This is a genomic window from Micromonospora xinjiangensis (genome assembly GCF_056150165.1).
Map to the genome: position 1 here is coordinate 130224 of NZ_JAXCFO010000001.1, position 16977 is coordinate 147200.

General features: G+C 72.0%; 16 protein-coding genes. 10 read left to right on the forward strand and 6 right to left on the reverse strand.

Features of this window, described 5'->3' with window-relative positions; translation table 11 throughout:
- Positions 1-196 precede the first annotated feature (196 nt).
- From SM573_RS00605 to SM573_RS00620, 4 genes are all read right to left on the reverse strand, one after another.
- Complete coding sequence (locus SM573_RS00605) at positions 197-2749, reverse strand: M14 family metallopeptidase (RefSeq protein WP_474615167.1); 2553 nt, start codon at positions 2747-2749, stop codon at positions 197-199.
- A 246-nt stretch (positions 2750-2995) separates the two neighbouring features.
- Positions 2996-4639 (reverse strand): amidase, encoded by a 1644-nt coding sequence (locus SM573_RS00610; protein WP_474615168.1) that lies wholly within the window; start codon positions 4637-4639, stop codon positions 2996-2998.
- Positions 4636-4929 carry a hypothetical protein gene (locus SM573_RS00615; RefSeq protein ID WP_474612180.1) on the reverse strand — a complete coding sequence of 98 codons (294 nt, stop codon included), beginning with the start codon at positions 4927-4929 and terminating at the stop codon, positions 4636-4638. Before SM573_RS00615 ends, SM573_RS00610 begins: the two co-directional genes overlap by 4 nt.
- A 233-nt stretch (positions 4930-5162) precedes the next feature.
- The gene (locus SM573_RS00620; RefSeq protein WP_474612181.1) at positions 5163-6407 is read right to left on the reverse strand and encodes a phospholipase D-like domain-containing protein; all 1245 of its coding nucleotides are present in this window, start codon (positions 6405-6407) and stop codon (positions 5163-5165) included.
- A gap of 535 nt (positions 6408-6942) precedes the next feature.
- Here SM573_RS00620 and SM573_RS00625 point away from each other — a divergent pair.
- The 3 genes from SM573_RS00625 to SM573_RS00635 all read left to right on the forward strand — a co-directional run bounded on the left by SM573_RS00625 (position 6943) and on the right by SM573_RS00635 (position 9096).
- Entirely contained in the window at positions 6943-8091 is a 1149-nt protein-coding gene (locus SM573_RS00625; protein WP_474615169.1) for a M14 family metallopeptidase, read from the forward strand.
- Positions 8092-8217: 126 nt separating this feature from the next.
- A complete protein-coding gene (locus SM573_RS00630; RefSeq protein WP_474615170.1) occupies positions 8218-8682 on the forward strand; it encodes a hypothetical protein in 465 nt (154 codons plus the stop codon).
- A 114-nt stretch (positions 8683-8796) separates the two neighbouring features.
- Positions 8797-9096, forward strand: coding sequence for a hypothetical protein (locus tag SM573_RS00635; protein ID WP_474612183.1), 300 nt, complete (start codon positions 8797-8799; stop codon positions 9094-9096).
- 471 nt (positions 9097-9567) lie between these two features.
- Here SM573_RS00635 and SM573_RS00640 read toward each other — a convergent pair whose 3' ends face one another.
- On the reverse strand, positions 9568-10071 hold the full coding sequence (locus SM573_RS00640) for a MarR family winged helix-turn-helix transcriptional regulator (RefSeq protein ID WP_474612184.1): 504 nt from the start codon (positions 10069-10071) through the stop codon (positions 9568-9570).
- Between the two features lie 113 nt (positions 10072-10184).
- Here SM573_RS00640 and SM573_RS00645 point away from each other — a divergent pair, with 113 nt between their 5' ends.
- The 5 genes from SM573_RS00645 (at position 10185) to SM573_RS00665 (ending at position 13682) form a co-directional block, all read left to right on the forward strand.
- Complete coding sequence (locus SM573_RS00645) at positions 10185-11234, forward strand: LLM class flavin-dependent oxidoreductase (protein WP_474612185.1); 1050 nt, start codon at positions 10185-10187, stop codon at positions 11232-11234.
- On the forward strand, positions 11227-12258 hold the full coding sequence (locus tag SM573_RS00650; RefSeq protein ID WP_474612186.1) for an LLM class flavin-dependent oxidoreductase: 1032 nt from the start codon (positions 11227-11229) through the stop codon (positions 12256-12258). Before SM573_RS00645 ends, SM573_RS00650 begins: the two co-directional genes overlap by 8 nt.
- A 42-nt stretch (positions 12259-12300) precedes the next feature.
- Positions 12301-13011: an NADPH-dependent F420 reductase gene (locus SM573_RS00655; RefSeq protein WP_474612187.1), complete on the forward strand. Its 711-nt coding sequence runs from the start codon at positions 12301-12303 to the stop codon at positions 13009-13011.
- 15 nt (positions 13012-13026) lie between these two features.
- Positions 13027-13206 (forward strand): hypothetical protein, encoded by a 180-nt coding sequence (locus SM573_RS00660; protein ID WP_474615171.1) that lies wholly within the window; start codon positions 13027-13029, stop codon positions 13204-13206.
- 104 nt (positions 13207-13310) lie between these two features.
- Complete coding sequence (locus SM573_RS00665) at positions 13311-13682, forward strand: ArsR/SmtB family transcription factor (protein WP_474612188.1); 372 nt, start codon at positions 13311-13313, stop codon at positions 13680-13682.
- Positions 13683-13729: 47 nt separating this feature from the next.
- Here SM573_RS00665 and SM573_RS00670 read toward each other — a convergent pair whose 3' ends face one another.
- Positions 13730-15097, reverse strand: coding sequence for an NAD(P)/FAD-dependent oxidoreductase (locus tag SM573_RS00670; protein ID WP_474612189.1), 1368 nt, complete (start codon positions 15095-15097; stop codon positions 13730-13732).
- A gap of 395 nt (positions 15098-15492) precedes the next feature.
- On the opposite strand from SM573_RS00670, the gene SM573_RS00675 reads away from it, so the two are divergent.
- Both SM573_RS00675 and SM573_RS00680 read left to right on the forward strand, forming a co-directional pair.
- Entirely contained in the window at positions 15493-16062 is a 570-nt protein-coding gene (locus tag SM573_RS00675) for a sigma-70 family RNA polymerase sigma factor (protein ID WP_474612190.1), read from the forward strand.
- 70 nt (positions 16063-16132) lie between these two features.
- Positions 16133-16918, forward strand: coding sequence for a zf-HC2 domain-containing protein (locus SM573_RS00680; protein ID WP_474615172.1), 786 nt, complete (start codon positions 16133-16135; stop codon positions 16916-16918).
- Positions 16919-16977: the final 59 nt, after the last annotated feature.

Consider the following 16977-nt stretch of genomic DNA (forward strand, 5'->3'; position numbering starts at 1 on the left):
GAGTCGCGGCCTGACATCGTTGTCATACGTGCTGGTGACCTACGAGGGCAGGAGGGGGTGTGGACTGTCGCTGATGGTTTCGCCCGGACGACGACGATGTCAACGGGTTGATCAAAACGAAATGGACGGTCGGCGGCCGCACGACGACGCGGTGGCCGGGCGCGTCCGCGCGCCCGGCCACCACGAGCGAGGTCAGTCAGCGCTGACCCCCCAGGTACATCGCGTTGAACAGCAGTCGGTAGGTGCCGTGCGACTGAGCCCGGTGCTGCGGCTTGAAGCCGATCATCACCACCTGCCCGTCACCCACCGTCGCGGTCACCACGGCCGCCTTGCCGCCGATGACGTCCTCGCCGAGGAGGAAGCCGCTCTTCAGCAGGTCGGTCTTCGGCCAGGTCGCGGCGACCGTGACGCTCTCGGCGCCGTCGGCCACCTCGAACGCCGGGCCGTCCGCCACGAAGGCCGACGCGGTCTCGCCGAACCCGGCGGCGACCGGGTCGTCGGCGTCGACGTCGAGGTTCAGCACCGAGCCGGGGATGTTGTAGCGGGTCTCCTCGACCCCCTCGGTGACGTCCCGGACGGGCACGCCGAGCGCCTTGATCGGCAGTTCGGCCGCCTTGTTCAGCGTCACCAGGGTGCCGCCCGCCTCGACGAACGCCTTCAGGTTGGCCACACCGGCGTCGGTCATCCCACCGGTGTACTCCGGCGGCAGCGAGCCGGCCGCCCGGCCGTTGCGCATCGCGTTGTAGGTGGCGTCGGGCAGCACGATGGTGTCGAACCTCGCCCGCAGGTCACCGGCCCGCACCGCCGCGTTGGTCAGCTTCTCGTACCGGAAGCCGAACTGCTCCAGAATCAGCCGGGTCCAGCCCTCGTCGTAGTTGTTGAACCCGTCGTACAGGCCGATCCGGGGCGCCACGAGCGCCGTCACCCTCGCCGGCTTCGCGTCGACCGCCGCGATGCTCAGGCCGAACCGGGTGGCGAGTTCCCGCACCCGGTCGTCGGTGCCCCGGCCGGGCGTCACCAGGAAGGTGCCGGCGGGCAGCCTGCCGCTGCGGGTGGTCACCTCGCCGGCGCTGCGGAAGACCTTCTCCCCCGCCGCGAGCAGGGCGTTCACCGCCGCCGAGCTGTCGTTCACGCCGGGGGCGAGGGCGTACGCGTACCGCGGCGCACCGGCCACCACGCCGCGCGGCACGCTCGGCCGGTCGACCTCGACGGTCCTGGCCCGCACCGCCTGGTCGAGCTTGTCGACGGTGACGCCCATCTGGAAGGAGAGGGTGTAGCCGGTGATGTCGTACGGCGGCTCCAGCGGCCCGCCCGGGTAGAGCCTGCGGTCCGGGTAGACCTGCGGGTTGAGCAGGTCCAACACGGCCGCCCGGTACGGCTGGGCCTCCCGCACCAGGTAGCTGCCGGCCGGGTAGGTGCGGTTGCCGACCCGGAAGGAGTCCACCGCCCGCTCCACCCGGATGTTGTTCCAGCGCAGCTTGTCCACCAGCTTCGTGGCGGTCGGGAAGTCGGTCTGGTCCGCCGGGATCACGTACGTGGTGCCCCCGCCGTCGCGCGCGCCGTCACGGGCCATCTGGTAGACGCCGTAGAGCAGCGACTCACGGTCGTCGCTGGTCACCCGCAGCATGGCCCACGAGGCGGTCTTGATGTAGTCGCAGCTCTGCGACAGGTGCCACTCCCCGCCCTTCCAGGGGCTCGGGTAGAAGACGGAGGGCTGGCTGGTCGAGGTGCCGTCCGCGAAGGTCTTCGGGAAGGTCGCCGGGTCGTAGACCCGAGGGGTCGCCGAGGCGTGCGCGGTCTCGGTGAGGATGCCGATCTGGTTGTGGTAGTACGGCGCGGTCCGCGCGCCGCCGTTCCACCAGATGTCGTACGACTGGCGGGCCAGGGCGCCGCCCTTGCCCTCGCGCTCCAGGCGCTGCCCCATCGCGTCACCGACGATGTTGACGCCCCGGACCACCTGCGGGTGGATGTTCGGGTTCAGCGGGTCCTCGTAGGGCGGGATGCTGATCCGGGCCGGGAAGACGGCGGTCTGGTGCACGTTGTGCATGACCTGCGGGATCCACTCGTGGAACAGCTGACGCCCGACGTTCTGGGTCTCCTGCAGGTTGAACATGTACCAGTCGCGGTTGTTGTCGTGCCCGGCGTACTTCTGGTAAAGCTCCGGGTAGCCGGCGTCCTGGTACGGCCCGCCCAGGTTCTTCCGGTACCACTCGGCTACCTTCGTGCCGCCGTCCGGGTTGACGTTCGGCACCAGCAGCGTGATGACGTTGTCGCGGATCGCCCGCGCCTCGGGCGACTCGCTGGTCACCAGGTCGTACGCGAACTGCGGCGCGGTCTGGTGCCCGGCCACCTCGGTCGAGTGGATGCCGAAGTCGACCCAGGCGATCGCCTTGCCGTTCTTGGCCAGAGCACGGGCCTCCGCCTCGGAGAGCCGGTCGCCCTGCGACAGCCGCACCGAGGTCTCCCGGTAGCGCCGGAGGTCGGCCTCCTTGAGGTTCTTCTCCGCGGAGACGATGGCCATCAGCTGCGGCCGCCCCTCGCTGGTCTTGCCGATCTCGACGAGCTTCATCCGGTCGCTGGCCCTGTCGAGCTTGCGGTAGTAGTCGGCGATCTGCTCGTAGGTCGCCAGCTTGTAGTCGGTGCACGGCACCCAGCCGATCACCGACTCCGGCTTCGGGACGCGGTTCGCGGCGGTGGCGCCGCTCGCCGACGTCAGCACCGGCGTGCCGAGCAGTGCCAGTGCGGTCACGACCGGCAGTGCTGTCCGAGACAGTCTTCGGTTCACCTGGTACCCCTTCCACGGGACGTCGCACGACGGAAAAGGGTCCGAAGGGGGCGGCCGCGCCGGATCGGATGTCATCGATTCAACAGGTCGTCGTCGATGTCCGGAACCGCAATATCAACAATTGAGGAAATCTTGAGGCTGGCCGGGGCCGCCGGCCGGCGACCCCCACCTGACGGGAGGCGGGGAGCCGAACCCCCGCCTCCCGTCTCGTCACTGGGTGAGTTCGGCGACCTGCTCGGCCGTCAGCCGGAGCGCTTCGGCGGGGGCCGCGGCCCGCGCACCGGCGGCGTCCGTGGGCGGATCGGCCGGCCGCCGCAGGTGCCAGTCCGTCACCGCCTGGTACGCGGCCACCACCGACAACAGCCGGTCCTCGGCGTACGGGAGGCCGCCCAGGATCGTGCCGATCGGCACGCCGGCCGCGGAGGCCCCGATCGGGAAGGCGATCTCCGGCAGCCCGAGGATGTCGAACGGCACGGGGTCGGTCTGCACGACCACGTCGCAGACGTCGAAGAGCTGGTCGAGCACCCGCTCCATGAGCAGCAGCTTGGCCCGCTGACCGGTGAGGAACTCGTTGCCGCCGAGCAGCGCCCCCTGCAGCCAGCTCGTCACCGACACACCGAAACCACGCAGGTCCGTGCGCAGGTACGGCATGAAGGGCTCGCTGCGCTCGGGCAGCCGGATGTTGTTGAAGGTGCCGCCGGTCAGCTGGCTCCAGTCCTCCGGCAGCGACACGTCGACCAGGGTCACGCCGGGGATCGCGGCGAGCTGCGCCAGGTACGCCCGGCGGGCCACCGCGGCCGCCGAGGTGCCGTCGGCGAACCCCGGCAGCACGCCGACGCGGGTCTCCCACCGCAGCGTGACGCGCTTCCCGCGCCGCACCGGGGTCGCCGCCTCGATCAGGTCGGGCACGTGGGGCAGCCCCTGGCTGCGCGGGTCGAGCGGGTCCGCGCCGGCCATCGCGGTCAGCATGATCGCCGCGTCCTTCGCGTCCCGGGCCAGCGGCCCGGGGTGGTCGCGGGTGTAGCTGAGCGGGATGATGCCGGCCGCCGAGACCCGGCCCATGGTGGGCTTGAGACCGGTGAGGTTCTGCGCGTTGGACGGGGACGTGATCGAGCCGCCGGTCTGGGTGCCGATGCCGGAGGTGGCCATCCGACCGGCCACCGCGGTGGCGGTGCCGGTGGAGGAGCCGCCCGGGTCGGTGCCGGGGTTGGTCGGCGTCCACGCGTTGACCGTGGTGACCACGCCGGCCGGCGTCGTGGCGCGGGTGGTGGCGAGCGGGCCCATCTGGGTCTTGCCGAGCACGATGGCGCCGCCCGCCTTCAGCCGGGCCACCGCAGTCGCGTCGTACGGGGGCACGAAGTCCGCGAACAGGAACGAGTTCGCGGTGGTGGGTACGCCCTCGGTGTAGTAGTTGTCCTTGATCGCCAGGGGGATGCCGTGCAGGGCCCCCCGCCGCGGCCCGCGTCCGGCGGCGCGCGCCGCCGCGAGCGCCGCGTCCGCGAGCACCAGGTTGAACGCCTGGTAGACGCCGTCGTACGTCGAGATGCGGGCCAGGTACGCCTCGACCAGCCGCTGCGGCGTGAGCCTGCCGGCGCGGATGAGCCAGGCCGCCTCGGCGATGGTGAGCTCGGTCGGGTCGGCGAGCGCCTCCGGCCGGGGCTCGACGTAGGCGCGCGGGTGGTCCAGCGCGCGATTCCCCGGGCCCGCCTTGCCGGTGCTGGACGGGGTGCCGGTCGCCAGCGCGGTCGAGGGCAGCGCGACGGTGGCGCCCACGGCGGACGCGGTGGCGAGCGCGGCGGCGCGGGCCAGGAACGCCCGGCGGTCCACCGTACGGTCGAGGGGTTCCGGTGTCATGCCTTCCGCCATTCCGCGCTGTTGGAGGGGTAGAGGACCGGTACGTGCTGCTGGGACAGCGCCCTGGGGTCGGCGCCGTCGGGAGCGGGCAGCTGGTAGGCGGCGAGCGCCGTCACGGTGCCCCGCACGAAGGAGCGCAGCGAGGCGAGCACGGAGTCCCGCCCGGGCGAGCCGGTCTCCGGGTCGGCGGCGGTGCCGGGCGGGAGTTGGTCGAGGTCGATGCCGAGCGCGGCGAGCCGGGCGCGGATCAGGACGTTCAGTTCGGCATCCGTCGGCGGAGTAGGTGCCATGACGCTCCTAGGTCGGGCGACTGGAGGGCTGTCGCGTGTCCGGTCGAGGTGAGCCGAACCTAGGCTGCCGGCTGTTCACGGCAGCGCCACGCACGTAAAAGTTGAGCAATATTTGAGTCCGCTGATCTCCGCGCCGGCGCGCCACCGTCGCGTGGACGGGGCGGTCGAGGACGAGGGGCGGCTGACCGTCGCCGGCCACCCGCCCCTCGCACCTCCCGCCCCGGCCCGTCCGGTCAGGAGCGGCAGGGGAAGTTGCTCTTCGAGCAGGTCACCCCGACGTTGTACGCGTCGTTGAAGTGCGTGTAGTACGCGTCGTAGAGCGGGTGCGTGGCGCCGCTCTCCGGGGCCATCTTCACGAAAAGCTCGTCGTTCTCGCTGAGGGCGTCCTGCGTCCAGTTCTGCGAGCCGGTGTAGACGCGGTACTGGTAGGCGCTGCCGTACTTCCCGTACGCCGCGAAGAACTTGTCGTGCACCTTGTCCTTGCGGCGGATGGCGACGCCCGCGTCCAGCAGCTGGTTGTAGACCGACTGGCTCATCGCGATGCCGCCGTCGGCGTTGGTGCCGATCACCATCCAGACCTTGCAGCCGGCGGCGCGGAACCGGGTCACGAGGCTGACGAGCTGCGGCCGCCCGGTGGTGACCGCCGCCATGCCCACCCGCAGCCGGCAGTCGGCGTCGGGGGTGAGGTCGTTGAGGCGGGTGACGATGGTGTCGGTCTGCCCCGCGCCCTCCGGGGACGCGTACGCGTCGGCCGCGGCCGCCTGGTAGTAGCCGCGCCCGGACGCGGAGTCGTAGTAGTCGTTGCCGCTGTAGTGCCGGCGGTTCCACATGTCGGTGAAGTTGGCGTTGAGGCCGGCGGCGAGCGCCGCGTCGCCGTAGACGGTGACGGCGTTGTTGAACGCGTCCGGGCCGGTGGCGTAGGTGAGGTTGCTCGACCCGAACCAGACGACGTTGCCGCGGGCGACGCCGGTGGGATCGGTGGTGGCGGTGAAGGTGAACAGCTTGGTGTGCATGTCACCGTCGGCGCTGGTGCTGATGCAGCCGTGGCCGCCACTGCCGTTCAGGCAGAACTGGTGGTTGGTCAGCTGCCGGAGCGTCGCGATGCCCGGGTCGGTCGAGGTGGCGTTCTTCCCGTCGATGAGCACCATCACGGTGACGCCGCGGTTCTGGGCACGCAGCAACGCCTCGGCCACCGAGTCGATGCTGAGGGAGTGGATCGCTCCCCGGACGGTGGATCCGGCGGGCGCGGCGTCGATCAACCGCTGCAGCTCGTTGATGATCGTGTAGTCGCGTCCGGCGGTCGGGTCGGTGAAGTGCGCCCACACGGGGTGACCGGCGAGGGTGGCCGACGCGGCGGAGACGCCGGCGGCGACGGGCGCGGCCGGCGCCGCCGCGGCCGATGCCGTCACCGCGCAGAACGCGACCAGGGAGCACACCAGGGCACGGCGGAGCGCGGCGCCCAGACGGGTCAGAGTCATAGACAGTGATCGTTGTAGGTCACCTTCGGCCGGTCAACGGCACGCGGCGGAATTCCCCGTGAACGGCGACGGTCGACACCGCACCCGCCGGTCCGGCGCAAGCCCCGCCCGCGCGGCGGGTAAGGACCAACCGAGCATCGGATATTTACATCCATGGAACCGTTGACTACGGTGATCCCAACTCGAGTACCCATTGGGTGGCAGCCCCCTCACACAGGGTGGATGCCCGTAGGCCGCGGGCGACCACCGACGTGACATCGGGAGATTCGCCTTGGGCTCCGACGTTGCACGACGTTCGCCTGCTCAGCACCAGACCTCGCCGCACGACACGACCGCTCCCCCGCCCCGGACGAGACGCCTTCTCCGGCGCCCGACCACACTGCTCGCGATCCTGACGGCGGGCGCCCTCGCCGTCGGCACCGCACCGCTGTGGGGAGCGGGCGGAGCGGGCCACCTCGACGTGGCGCTGTCCGCGACGCCCACGCACACGGTCGGCCTGCAGCCGCCCCAGGACCCGGGGCCGTTCCCCGCCAGCGTGACACCGACCTCCCCCACCATCACGATCGCGGGTCAGCGTGACGGGGAGAGCACGTTCAAGGTCGTCAGGTACGACCAGGTGCGGCCGAAGGTCCCCGGCCAGATGGACTTCGACCACTTCCACACCGGCATCGAGATCCAGTGGTGGCTGCGGAAGTGGGCCCACGAGCGGCCCGACATCGTCGACCTGCACATCGTCGGGGAGAGCTTCAGCGGCCAACCGATCTACCAGCTGACCGTCACCGACAAGTCCACCGGCGCCGACACCGAGAAGCCGGCGGCCTACTTCGAGGGCAACCGGCACTCCGGCGAGGTGTCGTCGGCCGAGAGCTCCCTCTGGCTGGCGCACCACCTCATCACCCGGGCCGGCAAGGACCGGACCGTCGACAAGCTCCTCGACGAGAAGACCGTCTACATCCGCCCGGTCAACAACCCCGACGGCCACGACATGTACCTCTACACCGCGCAGACCAACCGGTCGACGGTGCGCCCGTACGACAACGACGGGGACGGCGAGCGCGACGACGACCCGGGTGAGGACCTCAACGACGACGGCTACCTGAGCCAGATGCGCCAGTACGTGGGCGCCGGCAAGGGCACCCACGTCGTCGACGAGCGGGACCCCGCCCGCCACGCCATGCTGAGCGTCGGCGCCGGCAAGGGCGACTACCTCCTCTTCTCGGAGGGCGTCGACAGCGACGGCGACGGTCGCTACAACGAGGACGGCGTCGGCGGCCTCGACCTGCACCGCAACTACCCCTACAACTGGCACGTCATGGCGGAGGACGACGCCACGGGCCGCAACCTGACCCAGGTCGGCGCCGGCGAGTACCCGTTGTCGGAGCCGGAGACCCGGCACGTCTACACCTGGCTGATGTCGCACACCAACATCGCCGCCGTGAACAGCATGGACACCCGCGTGCCCATGCATCTGCGCGGCCCCTCGACGTGTGATCCCGTCGAGTGCATGTACACGAGCGACCGCAAGCTCTACGAGCACTTCGACAAGGCGGGCGTCTCGTTCACCGGCTACCGGAACGCGGGCAGCGTCTACATCGACTACGCGACCCGCAACGGCGGCGAGCCGGAGCCCCTGTTCGGGCACGGCCCTGACTTCGGCTACTTCCAGTACGGCGCGGTCTGGTAGGGCGACGAGATCTGGAACGGCGGCGACTACGTCGACTACGACGAGGACGGCCGGTACGCCGACTGGGAGCGGTCGCGCTGGTGCGCGGAGAACGGCCGGACGAACTGCTTCCTGCCGTGGACGAAGGTGGAGCACCCCGACCTGGGGACGGTCGAGGTCGGCGGCATCAACCCCAAGTTCTGGTCACAGAACCCCTCGGCGGACCTGATCGGCAGGTGGGCCGCCAACCAGGCCCGGTTCAACCTGTACCTCACCCAGTCGCTGCCGCAGGTCGACCTGAGCGGAGTCAAGGTCAAGAAGCTGCGGGGCACCCAGAGCGACGGGGCGACCCACGAGATCACGGCGACGGTCCGCAACACCGGCCGCATCCCGACCGCTCTGGAGCAGGCGAAGGAGATCAAGATCGTCGCTCCGGACACCGTGGCGGTCGAGGGCGCCCGGGTCGTCGGCGCCGCACCGCAGTTCCACCTCGACGGCGGCGACCAGCGCAAGGTCCGTCTCCGGGTGGTCAAGGCCGCGAGCGACACGGTCACCGTGAAGGCCGTCAGCGTCCGGGGCGGTCTGGATTCCGCCTCGGCCCGCCTGGGCTGACCGCGCGAGGGGAGGCCCCGCCCGCCGGGCGGGGCTTCCCCGGGCCGCTCCCCGCTCGCCGGCTAGAGGGCGCGCCAGCGGAGCCGCCTGTCGTCGGCCGACGCCCTGCACACCATGAGCTTCCCGCTGCTCGTACGCCCGAGCGCTCCCGCCGTCTTGCAGAACGCGCCCGCGCGGACGACGGGCAGCACCGTCGACCGGGTGGGTTCCGGCGTCCGCGGCGTGCCGGTGGTCGGCCTGGGCGTCGGTCTCGGGCTGGACCGGGTCGGCCGCGGCGTCGGCCGGGCCGTCCGCGTCGGCCTCGGGCTCGCCGTCCGGGTGGGCCTCGGGGTCGCCGACCGCGTCGGCGTGGGCACCGCGGAGCTGGTCGGTGCGGTGAGCTCCGGGGAGGCGGTGGGCTCCGGGGCCGGTTGAGCCGCGGTGACCGTCGGCCCGGGTCGCTTGTCCCCGGAGTCGGTCAGGGCGACGCCGAGACCGACGCCGCCGCCACAGCAGCAGAGCAGCAGGAGCGCGGTGACGCCCACGAGTGCCTTCTTGCCGCCGCTGAGCGACCGCCTCGGGCCCGTCGGCGGGACCGGGTGCCCGGCCGCCGGCGGCACCACCGGGATCTGCTGGGTCGGCGCCTCGGAGGGCGACGGGTGGCCCGAGAGATGCGGGTTCGGGGCGTACGGGGGCGGAGGCTGCACCGGGAACGGCTGGCTCGGCGGGTACGAGGGCTGACCCTGCTGCCAGGGGTTCGGGGGCGGGGGGTTGGTCACCCGTGCGAGTCTGCCCGGGCGGTCGGGGCGTCCATACCGGTCGATCGGCCAGATCGGGTGAGAGGCTCCACACGCCGAGCGATCACCGGACCGCTTTCGGTCGGCCCGTCCCCTCGGGCGCCGATCGTCACGTTCGCGCGTCACCGGGCCGCGCCGGGTCCAGGCGTGCGCGCAGCGCCGCGGCGATCTCGCCCGCCGCGAGCAGTTGCTCCGGTGTGAGGGCGTCCACGAAGTGCTCGCGGATGGCCCGCAGATGCGGGACGGTGGCCCCTCGGAAGGCGTCGGCTCCGGCCGTGGTGAGCAGCACCTCCGCCCCTCGCGGGTCGGTGGCGCACTCCTGCCGGCGGATCAGTCCGCGCCGCTCCATCCGGCCGAGGTGGTGGGAGAGCCGGCTGCGCTCCCAGCCGATGTGGGCGGCGAGTTCCGAGGAGCGCATCCCCTGGTCGGGCGCCTCGGTGAGCGCGAGCAGGACGGCGTAGTCGCCGGTCGAGAGCGAGGACTCGCTCTGCAGGCGGGAGCCGACCCGGGACCGGAGGACCTCCGTCGTCTCGATGAAGTCCCGCCAGATCCGCAGCTCCTCCGCGGTCGGCAGCTGACGGCCTCTCCGTCGCTCGGGTGTGGCGTTCGTCATCTTCCCCTCCCGATTGACATGTCAACAACAGGCTAGCATGTTTGACATGTCAATCGTCGAGGTCGGCCGCGGGCGCGGCCCGCCCGACGCGAAGCGAACGTGAGGAGGAGACGATGACAGCGGCACGATTCGAACTGGGGCTCAACTCGTTCGGCGAGGTGGCCACGGACGGCGACCGGGTCCTGAGCGACGCCGAGACCGTGCGGCTGCTCGTCGACGAGGCGCGGCTCGCCGAGTCGGTCGGGCTGGACGTGTTCAGCGTCGGTGAGCACTACCGCGCGGGCCACAACGACTCGGCGACGCCCGTGCTGCTCGCGGCCGCCGCGACGGCGACGGACCGGATCCGCCTCGGCACCTCGGTCACGGTGCTCAGCACCAACGACCCGGTACGGCTCTACCACGAGTTCGCCACGCTCGACGCGGTGTCGAACGGTCGCGCCCAGCTGGTCCTCGGGCGCGCGTCGGCGACGGAGTCGTTCCCGCTGTTCGGCTACGACCTGGCCGACTACGAGCGGTTGTTCGAGGAGAAGCTCGACCTGTTCGTCCGGCTCCAGCGGGAGGAGGAGGTCACCTGGTCCGGCAGCGTGCGCGCCCCGCTGGTCGCGCAGCGGCTGCACCCGCGGATGCGGGAGGGCGGCATCCCGACGTGGATCGGCGTCGGCGGCAGCCCGAAGTCGGTGATCCGCGCCGCCCGCTACGGACTGCCGCTCATGCTCGCGATCATCGGCGGGCGCCCGCAGCGGTTCGCCGGCCACGTCGACCTCTACCACCAGGCGCTCGAACAGCTCGGGAACCCCGTGCAACCGGTCGGGATGCACTCGCTCGGCCTCGTCGCGGAGACCGACGAGGAGGCGGTGGAGACCTGGTGGCGGTACTGGCAGCCGGTCGTCGCGGCGCTGGCCGAGGAGCGTGGCTTCTACAAGCCGGACCGCGCGCGCTACGAGGTCGAGCTCGACCAGGGCGCGCTGTTCGTCGGGTCGCCGGAGACGGTGGCGCGGAAGATCGCGAAAATGGCCCGCGATCTGCGGCTGAGCCGCTTCGATCTCAAGTACGACATCATGCACCTGCCTCGCGAGGCACGCGCGCGCACCATCGAACTGCTCGGCAGTGAGGTCGCGCCGCGAGTCCGGGAGCTGCTCGCGAAGGAGCCCACCCATGTCTGATCTCGTGTTCGGCCTCGACACGTTCGGCGACGTGCCGGAGGACGACTCCGGTAGGCCGGTCTCGCACGGCGCGGCGATCCGGCAGGTCGTCGAGGAGGCGGTGCTGGCCGACGACCTCGGCGTCGACGTCATCGCCCTCGGCGAGCACCACCGGCCCGAGTACTCCGTGTCGACGCCCGAGACCGTGCTGGCGGGGATCGCGACGCGCACCTCACGCATCCGGCTCGCCTCCGGCGTGACCGTGCTGAGTTCCGACGACCCGGTCCGGGTGTTCCAGCGCTTCGCGACGGTGGACGCGCTGTCGCACGGCCGTGCCGAGGTCATCCTCGGGCGCGGGTCGTTCACCGAGTCGTTCCCGCTGTTCGGCTACGACCTGAGCGACTACGACGTGCTGTTCGAGGAGAAGATCGAACTGTTCGTGAAGCTCCTGGACGAGAAGCCGGTCACCTGGAGCGGCACCGTACGCGCCCCGCTGGAGAACGCCGACGTCTTCCCGAAGACGGAGTCGGGGCGGCTCACCACGTGGGTCGGCGTCGGCGGCTCGCCGCAGTCGGTCGTCCGCACCGCCCACTACGGCCTGCCGCTCATGCTGGCGATCATCGGCGGGGCTCCCGACCGCTTCGCCCCCTACATCGACCTCTACCGGCGGGCGGCCGAGAAGTTCGGCACCACGGCGCACCCGGTCGGGATGCACTCGCCGGGCTTCATCGCCGACACCGACGAGGAGGCGAAGGAGATCTTCTGGCCGCACTACCGGGTCATGCGGAACCGGATCGGCGCGCTGCGCGGGTGGCCGCCGATCCGCCGGGAGGAGTTCGACGCCGAGGTGGAGCACGGTTCCCTCTACATCGGCTCGCCCGAGACGGTGGCCCGCCGGGTGGCCCAGGCGATCCGCAGCATCGGCGTCGGGCGCTTCGACCTCATCTACACGGCCGGCGCGCAGCCGGTGAGCGCCCGGATGCGGGCCGTGGAACTGTACGGCACCCGGGTGATCCCGATGGTCCGTGACATCCTGGCCAGCTGATCACACCGGCGAACCAGGCACCTCTCTCGCGGAAGGAAGGACATGAACGACAGCGCCCGGCCCCAGACCCTCGCGATCCTCGGCGCCGGCAAGGTGGGGACGGTGCTCGCCCGCCTCGCCGTCGCCGCCGGCTACCGTGTGCGCATCGCCGGTTCGGGCGATCCCGAGAAGATCGCCCTGACCATCGAGGTGCTCACGCCCGGGGCGGTCGCCACCAGCGCGGCCGACGCCGTGACCGGCGCCGACATCGTGATCCTCGCCCTCCCGCTGGGCAAGTACCGCAGCATTCCCGCCGAGGAGCTGCGCGGCAAGCTCGTCGTGGACGCCATGAACTACTGGTGGGAGATCGACGGCATCCGCGACGACCTGACCGACCCGCGCACCTCGTCGAGCGAGACGGTACGCGCCTTCCTGCCCGACTCCCGGGTCGTGAAGGCGTTCAACCACATGGGCTACCACGACCTCGAGGACGAGGCGAGGCCGGCCGGAACCCCCGGCCGCAAGGCCATCGCGATCGCCGGCGACGACCCCGACGACCTGGCGACCGTCGCCGCCCTGGTCGATGCCCTGGGCTTCGACCCGGTCGTCGCCGGTCCCCTCGCCGAAGGCGTACGGCTCGAGCCGGGCAGCGAACTGTTCGGTGCCAACGTGGCCGCCGACGAGATCCGGGCGATGCTGGACCGCTTCCCGGAGTCGGAACGCGGACGGGCCGTCGCCCGCGCCCGAGCCGAGAGCGAACGCCCCACCGAATGAGCCGACCGCCGGCCCGTGCTGAAGCCCCACCGGCCCGGCACTCGGCCACGCCGCGAGGCCCGCACCGGGTACCGGGTGGCCTACGGCTCCGGGGGTGACTTCACCAACGACCGCGTGCCCCGGGTCACCGGCCGGTCGCCGTGGCGCATCGCCAAGTTCGCCCGCGATCGCCAGCAGCAGTTCGCCGGCGCCTGATCCCACGGCGACCGTGGGCGGTGCGCGCTTCCCCGCGTCGCCCCACGGTCGCCATCGGGGTACTCGTCCGGATCGACCGTCCTATCGATGCCGTTCGTGGAACCATGGAGAACGTGGGAACTGCGAAAACTGCCATGCCTGTTATCTCGCCGCTCGCCGGTGAGCCGATCAAGCGCGCCGATGCCGAGCGGCTCGCGGGAGTGCTCAAGGCCATCGCCGACCCGGCCCGGCTGCGACTGCTCAGCCTGATCCAGTCCGCCCCGAACGGCGAGGCGTCCGTCAGCGACCTCACCGCGCCGCTCAACCTCTCCCAGCCGACCGTGAGCCACCACCTTCGGATCCTCACCGAGGCCGGGCTGCTGGAGCGCGAGAAGCGGGGCGTCTGGGCGTACTACCGGCTGGTGCCGGCCGCGATCTCAGCGATCGCCGACCTGCTGACGCCGCCCCGAAAGCGGGCGACGAAGCGGGTGCGCTGACCGGCGTCGGCGACGCCCGATGCCGTGGCGGGCCGACAGGAGATCGGTCACCGGGGTGCCGCGATCTCCACGGGCCGGTGCGGGGCCTCGCCGGTGGCCGGGCGCGGCGTGCCCCCCGCGGTGAAGGCGGCCCGCGGCTGCTGCACCGACTGCAGCGAGACGATGTCGCGGCCGAACACCACGGCGCTGAGCCAGACCAGCAGGACGCGGACCTTGCGTTCCCAGGTGGGCACGGCGAGCACGTGGTAGCCGCGGTGCATCACCCAGGCCGGGAACCCCTTGACGACGAGGCGGTGGTACTGGAAGACCCCGCGGCCCAGGCCGAGGGTCGCGACCACCCCGAGGCTGTGGTGCGCGTACCGCTTGACCCGCCCGCCGCGGAGGTCGGCGACCAGGTTCGCGGCCAGCAGCTTGCCCTGGCGTACGGCGTGTTGCGCGTTCGGCACGGTGAGGGCGCCCGGCACCGCGGAGGCGAGGTCGGGCACCGCCGCGTTGTCGCCCGCGCCCCAGGCGTCGGGGACCGGGGCGTCCTCCGTGCCGACCCGCAGGTCCGCTCGCACCTGCAGGCGGCCCCGCTCGTCGATCGGCAGGTCGGTCTGCTTGGCGACGACCGGGTTCGCGCCGTTGCCCGCGGTCCAGATCAGCAGCTCGGTGTCGAACTCCTCACCGGTGGAGAGCACGATGTGCCCGTCCTTGGCCGAGACGAGCTGCGTGTCGAGGTGGACGTGGGCGCCGCGCTCCTCGAGGTGGCGGACCACCCACCGCCCGACGTCGTCGGTGACCTCGGGGAGGATGCGGCCCTGCGCCTCGACGAGGTGGAAGTCAAGATCCGAGAACGTGAGCTCCGGGTACCGCTTGAGCAGTGCCGTCGCGAGCGAGAGCAGCTCGCCGAAGCCCTCGACGCCGGTGAACCCGCCGCCGACGACGGTCACGGTCAGCAGCCGCCTCCGCTCGGGACCGGGCGGAAGGGTCGAGGCACGCTCGAACGCGGTGAGCAGCCGGTCCCTGATCGCGACGGCCTCCTCGACGTGCTTGAGGCCGATCGCGCCCTCGGCGACGCCGGGGATCGGGAAGGTACGGGTCACCGCGCCCGCCGTGACCACGATGATGTCGTACGTCAGTTGGCGGTCGGGGCCCACCAGCGGCCGGACGGTCGCGGTCTTGTGCGCGTGGTCGATCGAGGTCACGCTGCCCGCGATGATGGTGGTCCGGCGGAGGTGGCCGCGCAGCGAGACGGCGACGTGGCGCGCCTCGACCGAGCCCGCGGTGACCTCCGGCAGGAACGGTTGGTAGGTCATGTACGGCCGGGGATCGACGAGCGTGACCTCGGCCTCCCCGCGACGGAGCTTCTTCTCCAACCGCCAGGCGGTGTAGAAGCCGGCATAGCCGCCGCCGACGATCAGGATCCTGCGCATGGCAACCTCCAAGGGACTGCTATCTATTGAAACCATCCGAGCCCCGGCTTTGTGCCGTCCAACGGCGCATGGTGACGGGGCGCACCACCCGCGGACCGGTGACCGCGGCGTCGATCTCCGCCGATGCGCGCGGCCCTCCCGAGAGGGCCGGATCGGCTCCACTGTGGGACGCCGACGACCGCCCGCGGCCGGGCACGGACGGTCCCTCACAGGTACGACCGGGCGGCTGCGCGATCCGTGACAGCCCTGCGGGGTGACCCCGGTTACCCCGCAGCCGTGATCCCGCCCGCCACCCGGACCGGAGGGCGACACGGAACGTCTCCGGTGCCGTACGCTGGCGCACGACTACTACAGCTTGTCGTTCAAGCGGCGGGCCGGATCACGGAGGTGGGCGGGTGGCCGACGAGGACGCCGACATCACCGCGTGGGCGCTCGCCGCTGGCCGGGGTGACCGGGACTCGGCCACCCGGTTCATCCGCGCGACCCAGGCCCGGGTGCACCGGTTCCTCGCCACGCTCGTCTCACCCGAGGAGGCGGCCGACCTGGCGCAGGAGACCTACCTGCGGGCGGTCCGGTCACTCCCGTCGTTCGCGGCGCGCTCGTCCGCGCTGACGTGGCTGCTCGCCATCGCCCGGCGAGTCGCCGTCGACCACGTCCGCGCGGTCACGGCCCGGCCCCGCACCGTCCCGATGGCGGTCGAGCACGACGTCCCGGACGCGCGCCGGGAGGGATTCGACCGGGAGGTCGTGCTGGAGCGGTTGATCGCGGCGCTACCGGCGGACCGGCGGGAGGCGTTCGTCGCCACCCAGATCCTCGGGCTGTCGTACGCCGAGGCGGCCGAGGTGTGCGACTGCCCGGTGGGCACCATCCGCTCCCGGGTGGCCCGGGCCCGGGAGGACCTCGTCGCCGCCCTCGACGGCCGATCAGTGTCGAACCGGCGCAGACCGGGCAGCGTCGCCGGCTGAACCGCCCCTGACCTGGACGGAGTTGCGATCCTCCGGGAACCAGGCCGCCCCGCGGTCCGACTACCGGTACATGGGGTGTGAGCAGTGGCGTGAGGTGTTGTCGGCACAACTCGACGGTGAGGCGACGGCCGCCGAGCAGGCCGGCGCCGAGGCGCACCTCGACGGGTGCGCCGGCTGCCGCGACTGGCTGGACCAGGCCGCGGCGGTGACGCGACGCTCCCGGCTGACCGTCACGGGGCACGCGCCCGATCTCACCGCCGACATCCTCGGGGCGCTACCGGCTCCCGCGCCGCCCCGTCGTGGCCTGCGGGCGCACGTCGTGCTGACGTTGCGGGGTGCGCTGGGGCTGATCGGCGCCCTCCAACTGGTGCTCGGCCTGGCGCAGATCGGCCGCAGCCCCGCGGCCGGGCACAACCACGCGGGCGTGCTGACGTCGGGACACCTCTGGCACGAGTCGGCGGCCTGGAACATCGCCGTCGGCGCCGGATTCCTGTTCGTGGCGGCCCGGCGTACGCGTCCGACCGGCCTGGTGCCCATGCTGACCGCGTTCGTCGGCACGCTGGTGCTGCTGTCGATCAACGATCTGCTCCTCGGCCGGGTCGACCTCGCCCGCCTGGTCAGCCACGGTTTCCTCCTCGGCGGATACCTGGTGGTCGTGGCGCTGTCGCGGCCCCGCCGCGAGCCCGACGACCCACGGTCGGGCGATCGCGGTGACCGCCCGGGCTGGCGGCTGCGCCTCGACGAGGCACCGGACGCCGCGCGGACGCCGCTCCGGCTGGTGCCGCCGCACCCGGGTGAGGCCCGGATCCGCCGGGCCGGCGGGGTGGGTGGCTCCCGCGGCTCCCGGGCCGCCTGAGTCGCACAGGGGCGCGCGGACCGGCGCGCACCCCGAAACCCACCACTCGTGAGTTAAGT

Bases quoted from the DNA above. Each gene is read 5' to 3' on its own strand.
- SM573_RS00610 (WP_474615168.1), bottom strand. From the start codon at position 4,639: ATGACACCGGAACCCCTCGACCGTACGGTGGACCGCCGGGCGTTCCTG.
- SM573_RS00645 (WP_474612185.1), top strand. From the start codon at position 10,185: ATGACAGCGGCACGATTCGAACTGGGGCTCAACTCGTTCGGCGAGGTG.
- SM573_RS00615 (WP_474612180.1), bottom strand. From the start codon at position 4,929: ATGGCACCTACTCCGCCGACGGATGCCGAACTGAACGTCCTGATCCGC.
- SM573_RS00670 (WP_474612189.1), bottom strand. From the start codon at position 15,097: ATGCGCAGGATCCTGATCGTCGGCGGCGGCTATGCCGGCTTCTACACC.
- SM573_RS00665 (WP_474612188.1), top strand. From the start codon at position 13,311: ATGGAGAACGTGGGAACTGCGAAAACTGCCATGCCTGTTATCTCGCCG.
- SM573_RS00650 (WP_474612186.1), top strand. From the start codon at position 11,227: ATGTCTGATCTCGTGTTCGGCCTCGACACGTTCGGCGACGTGCCGGAG.
- SM573_RS00655 (WP_474612187.1), top strand. From the start codon at position 12,301: ATGAACGACAGCGCCCGGCCCCAGACCCTCGCGATCCTCGGCGCCGGC.
- SM573_RS00620 (WP_474612181.1), bottom strand. From the start codon at position 6,407: ATGACTCTGACCCGTCTGGGCGCCGCGCTCCGCCGTGCCCTGGTGTGC.
- SM573_RS00680 (WP_474615172.1), top strand. From the start codon at position 16,133: ATGGGGTGTGAGCAGTGGCGTGAGGTGTTGTCGGCACAACTCGACGGT.
- SM573_RS00640 (WP_474612184.1), bottom strand. From the start codon at position 10,071: ATGACGAACGCCACACCCGAGCGACGGAGAGGCCGTCAGCTGCCGACC.
- SM573_RS00635 (WP_474612183.1), top strand. From the start codon at position 8,797: ATGAGCTTCCCGCTGCTCGTACGCCCGAGCGCTCCCGCCGTCTTGCAG.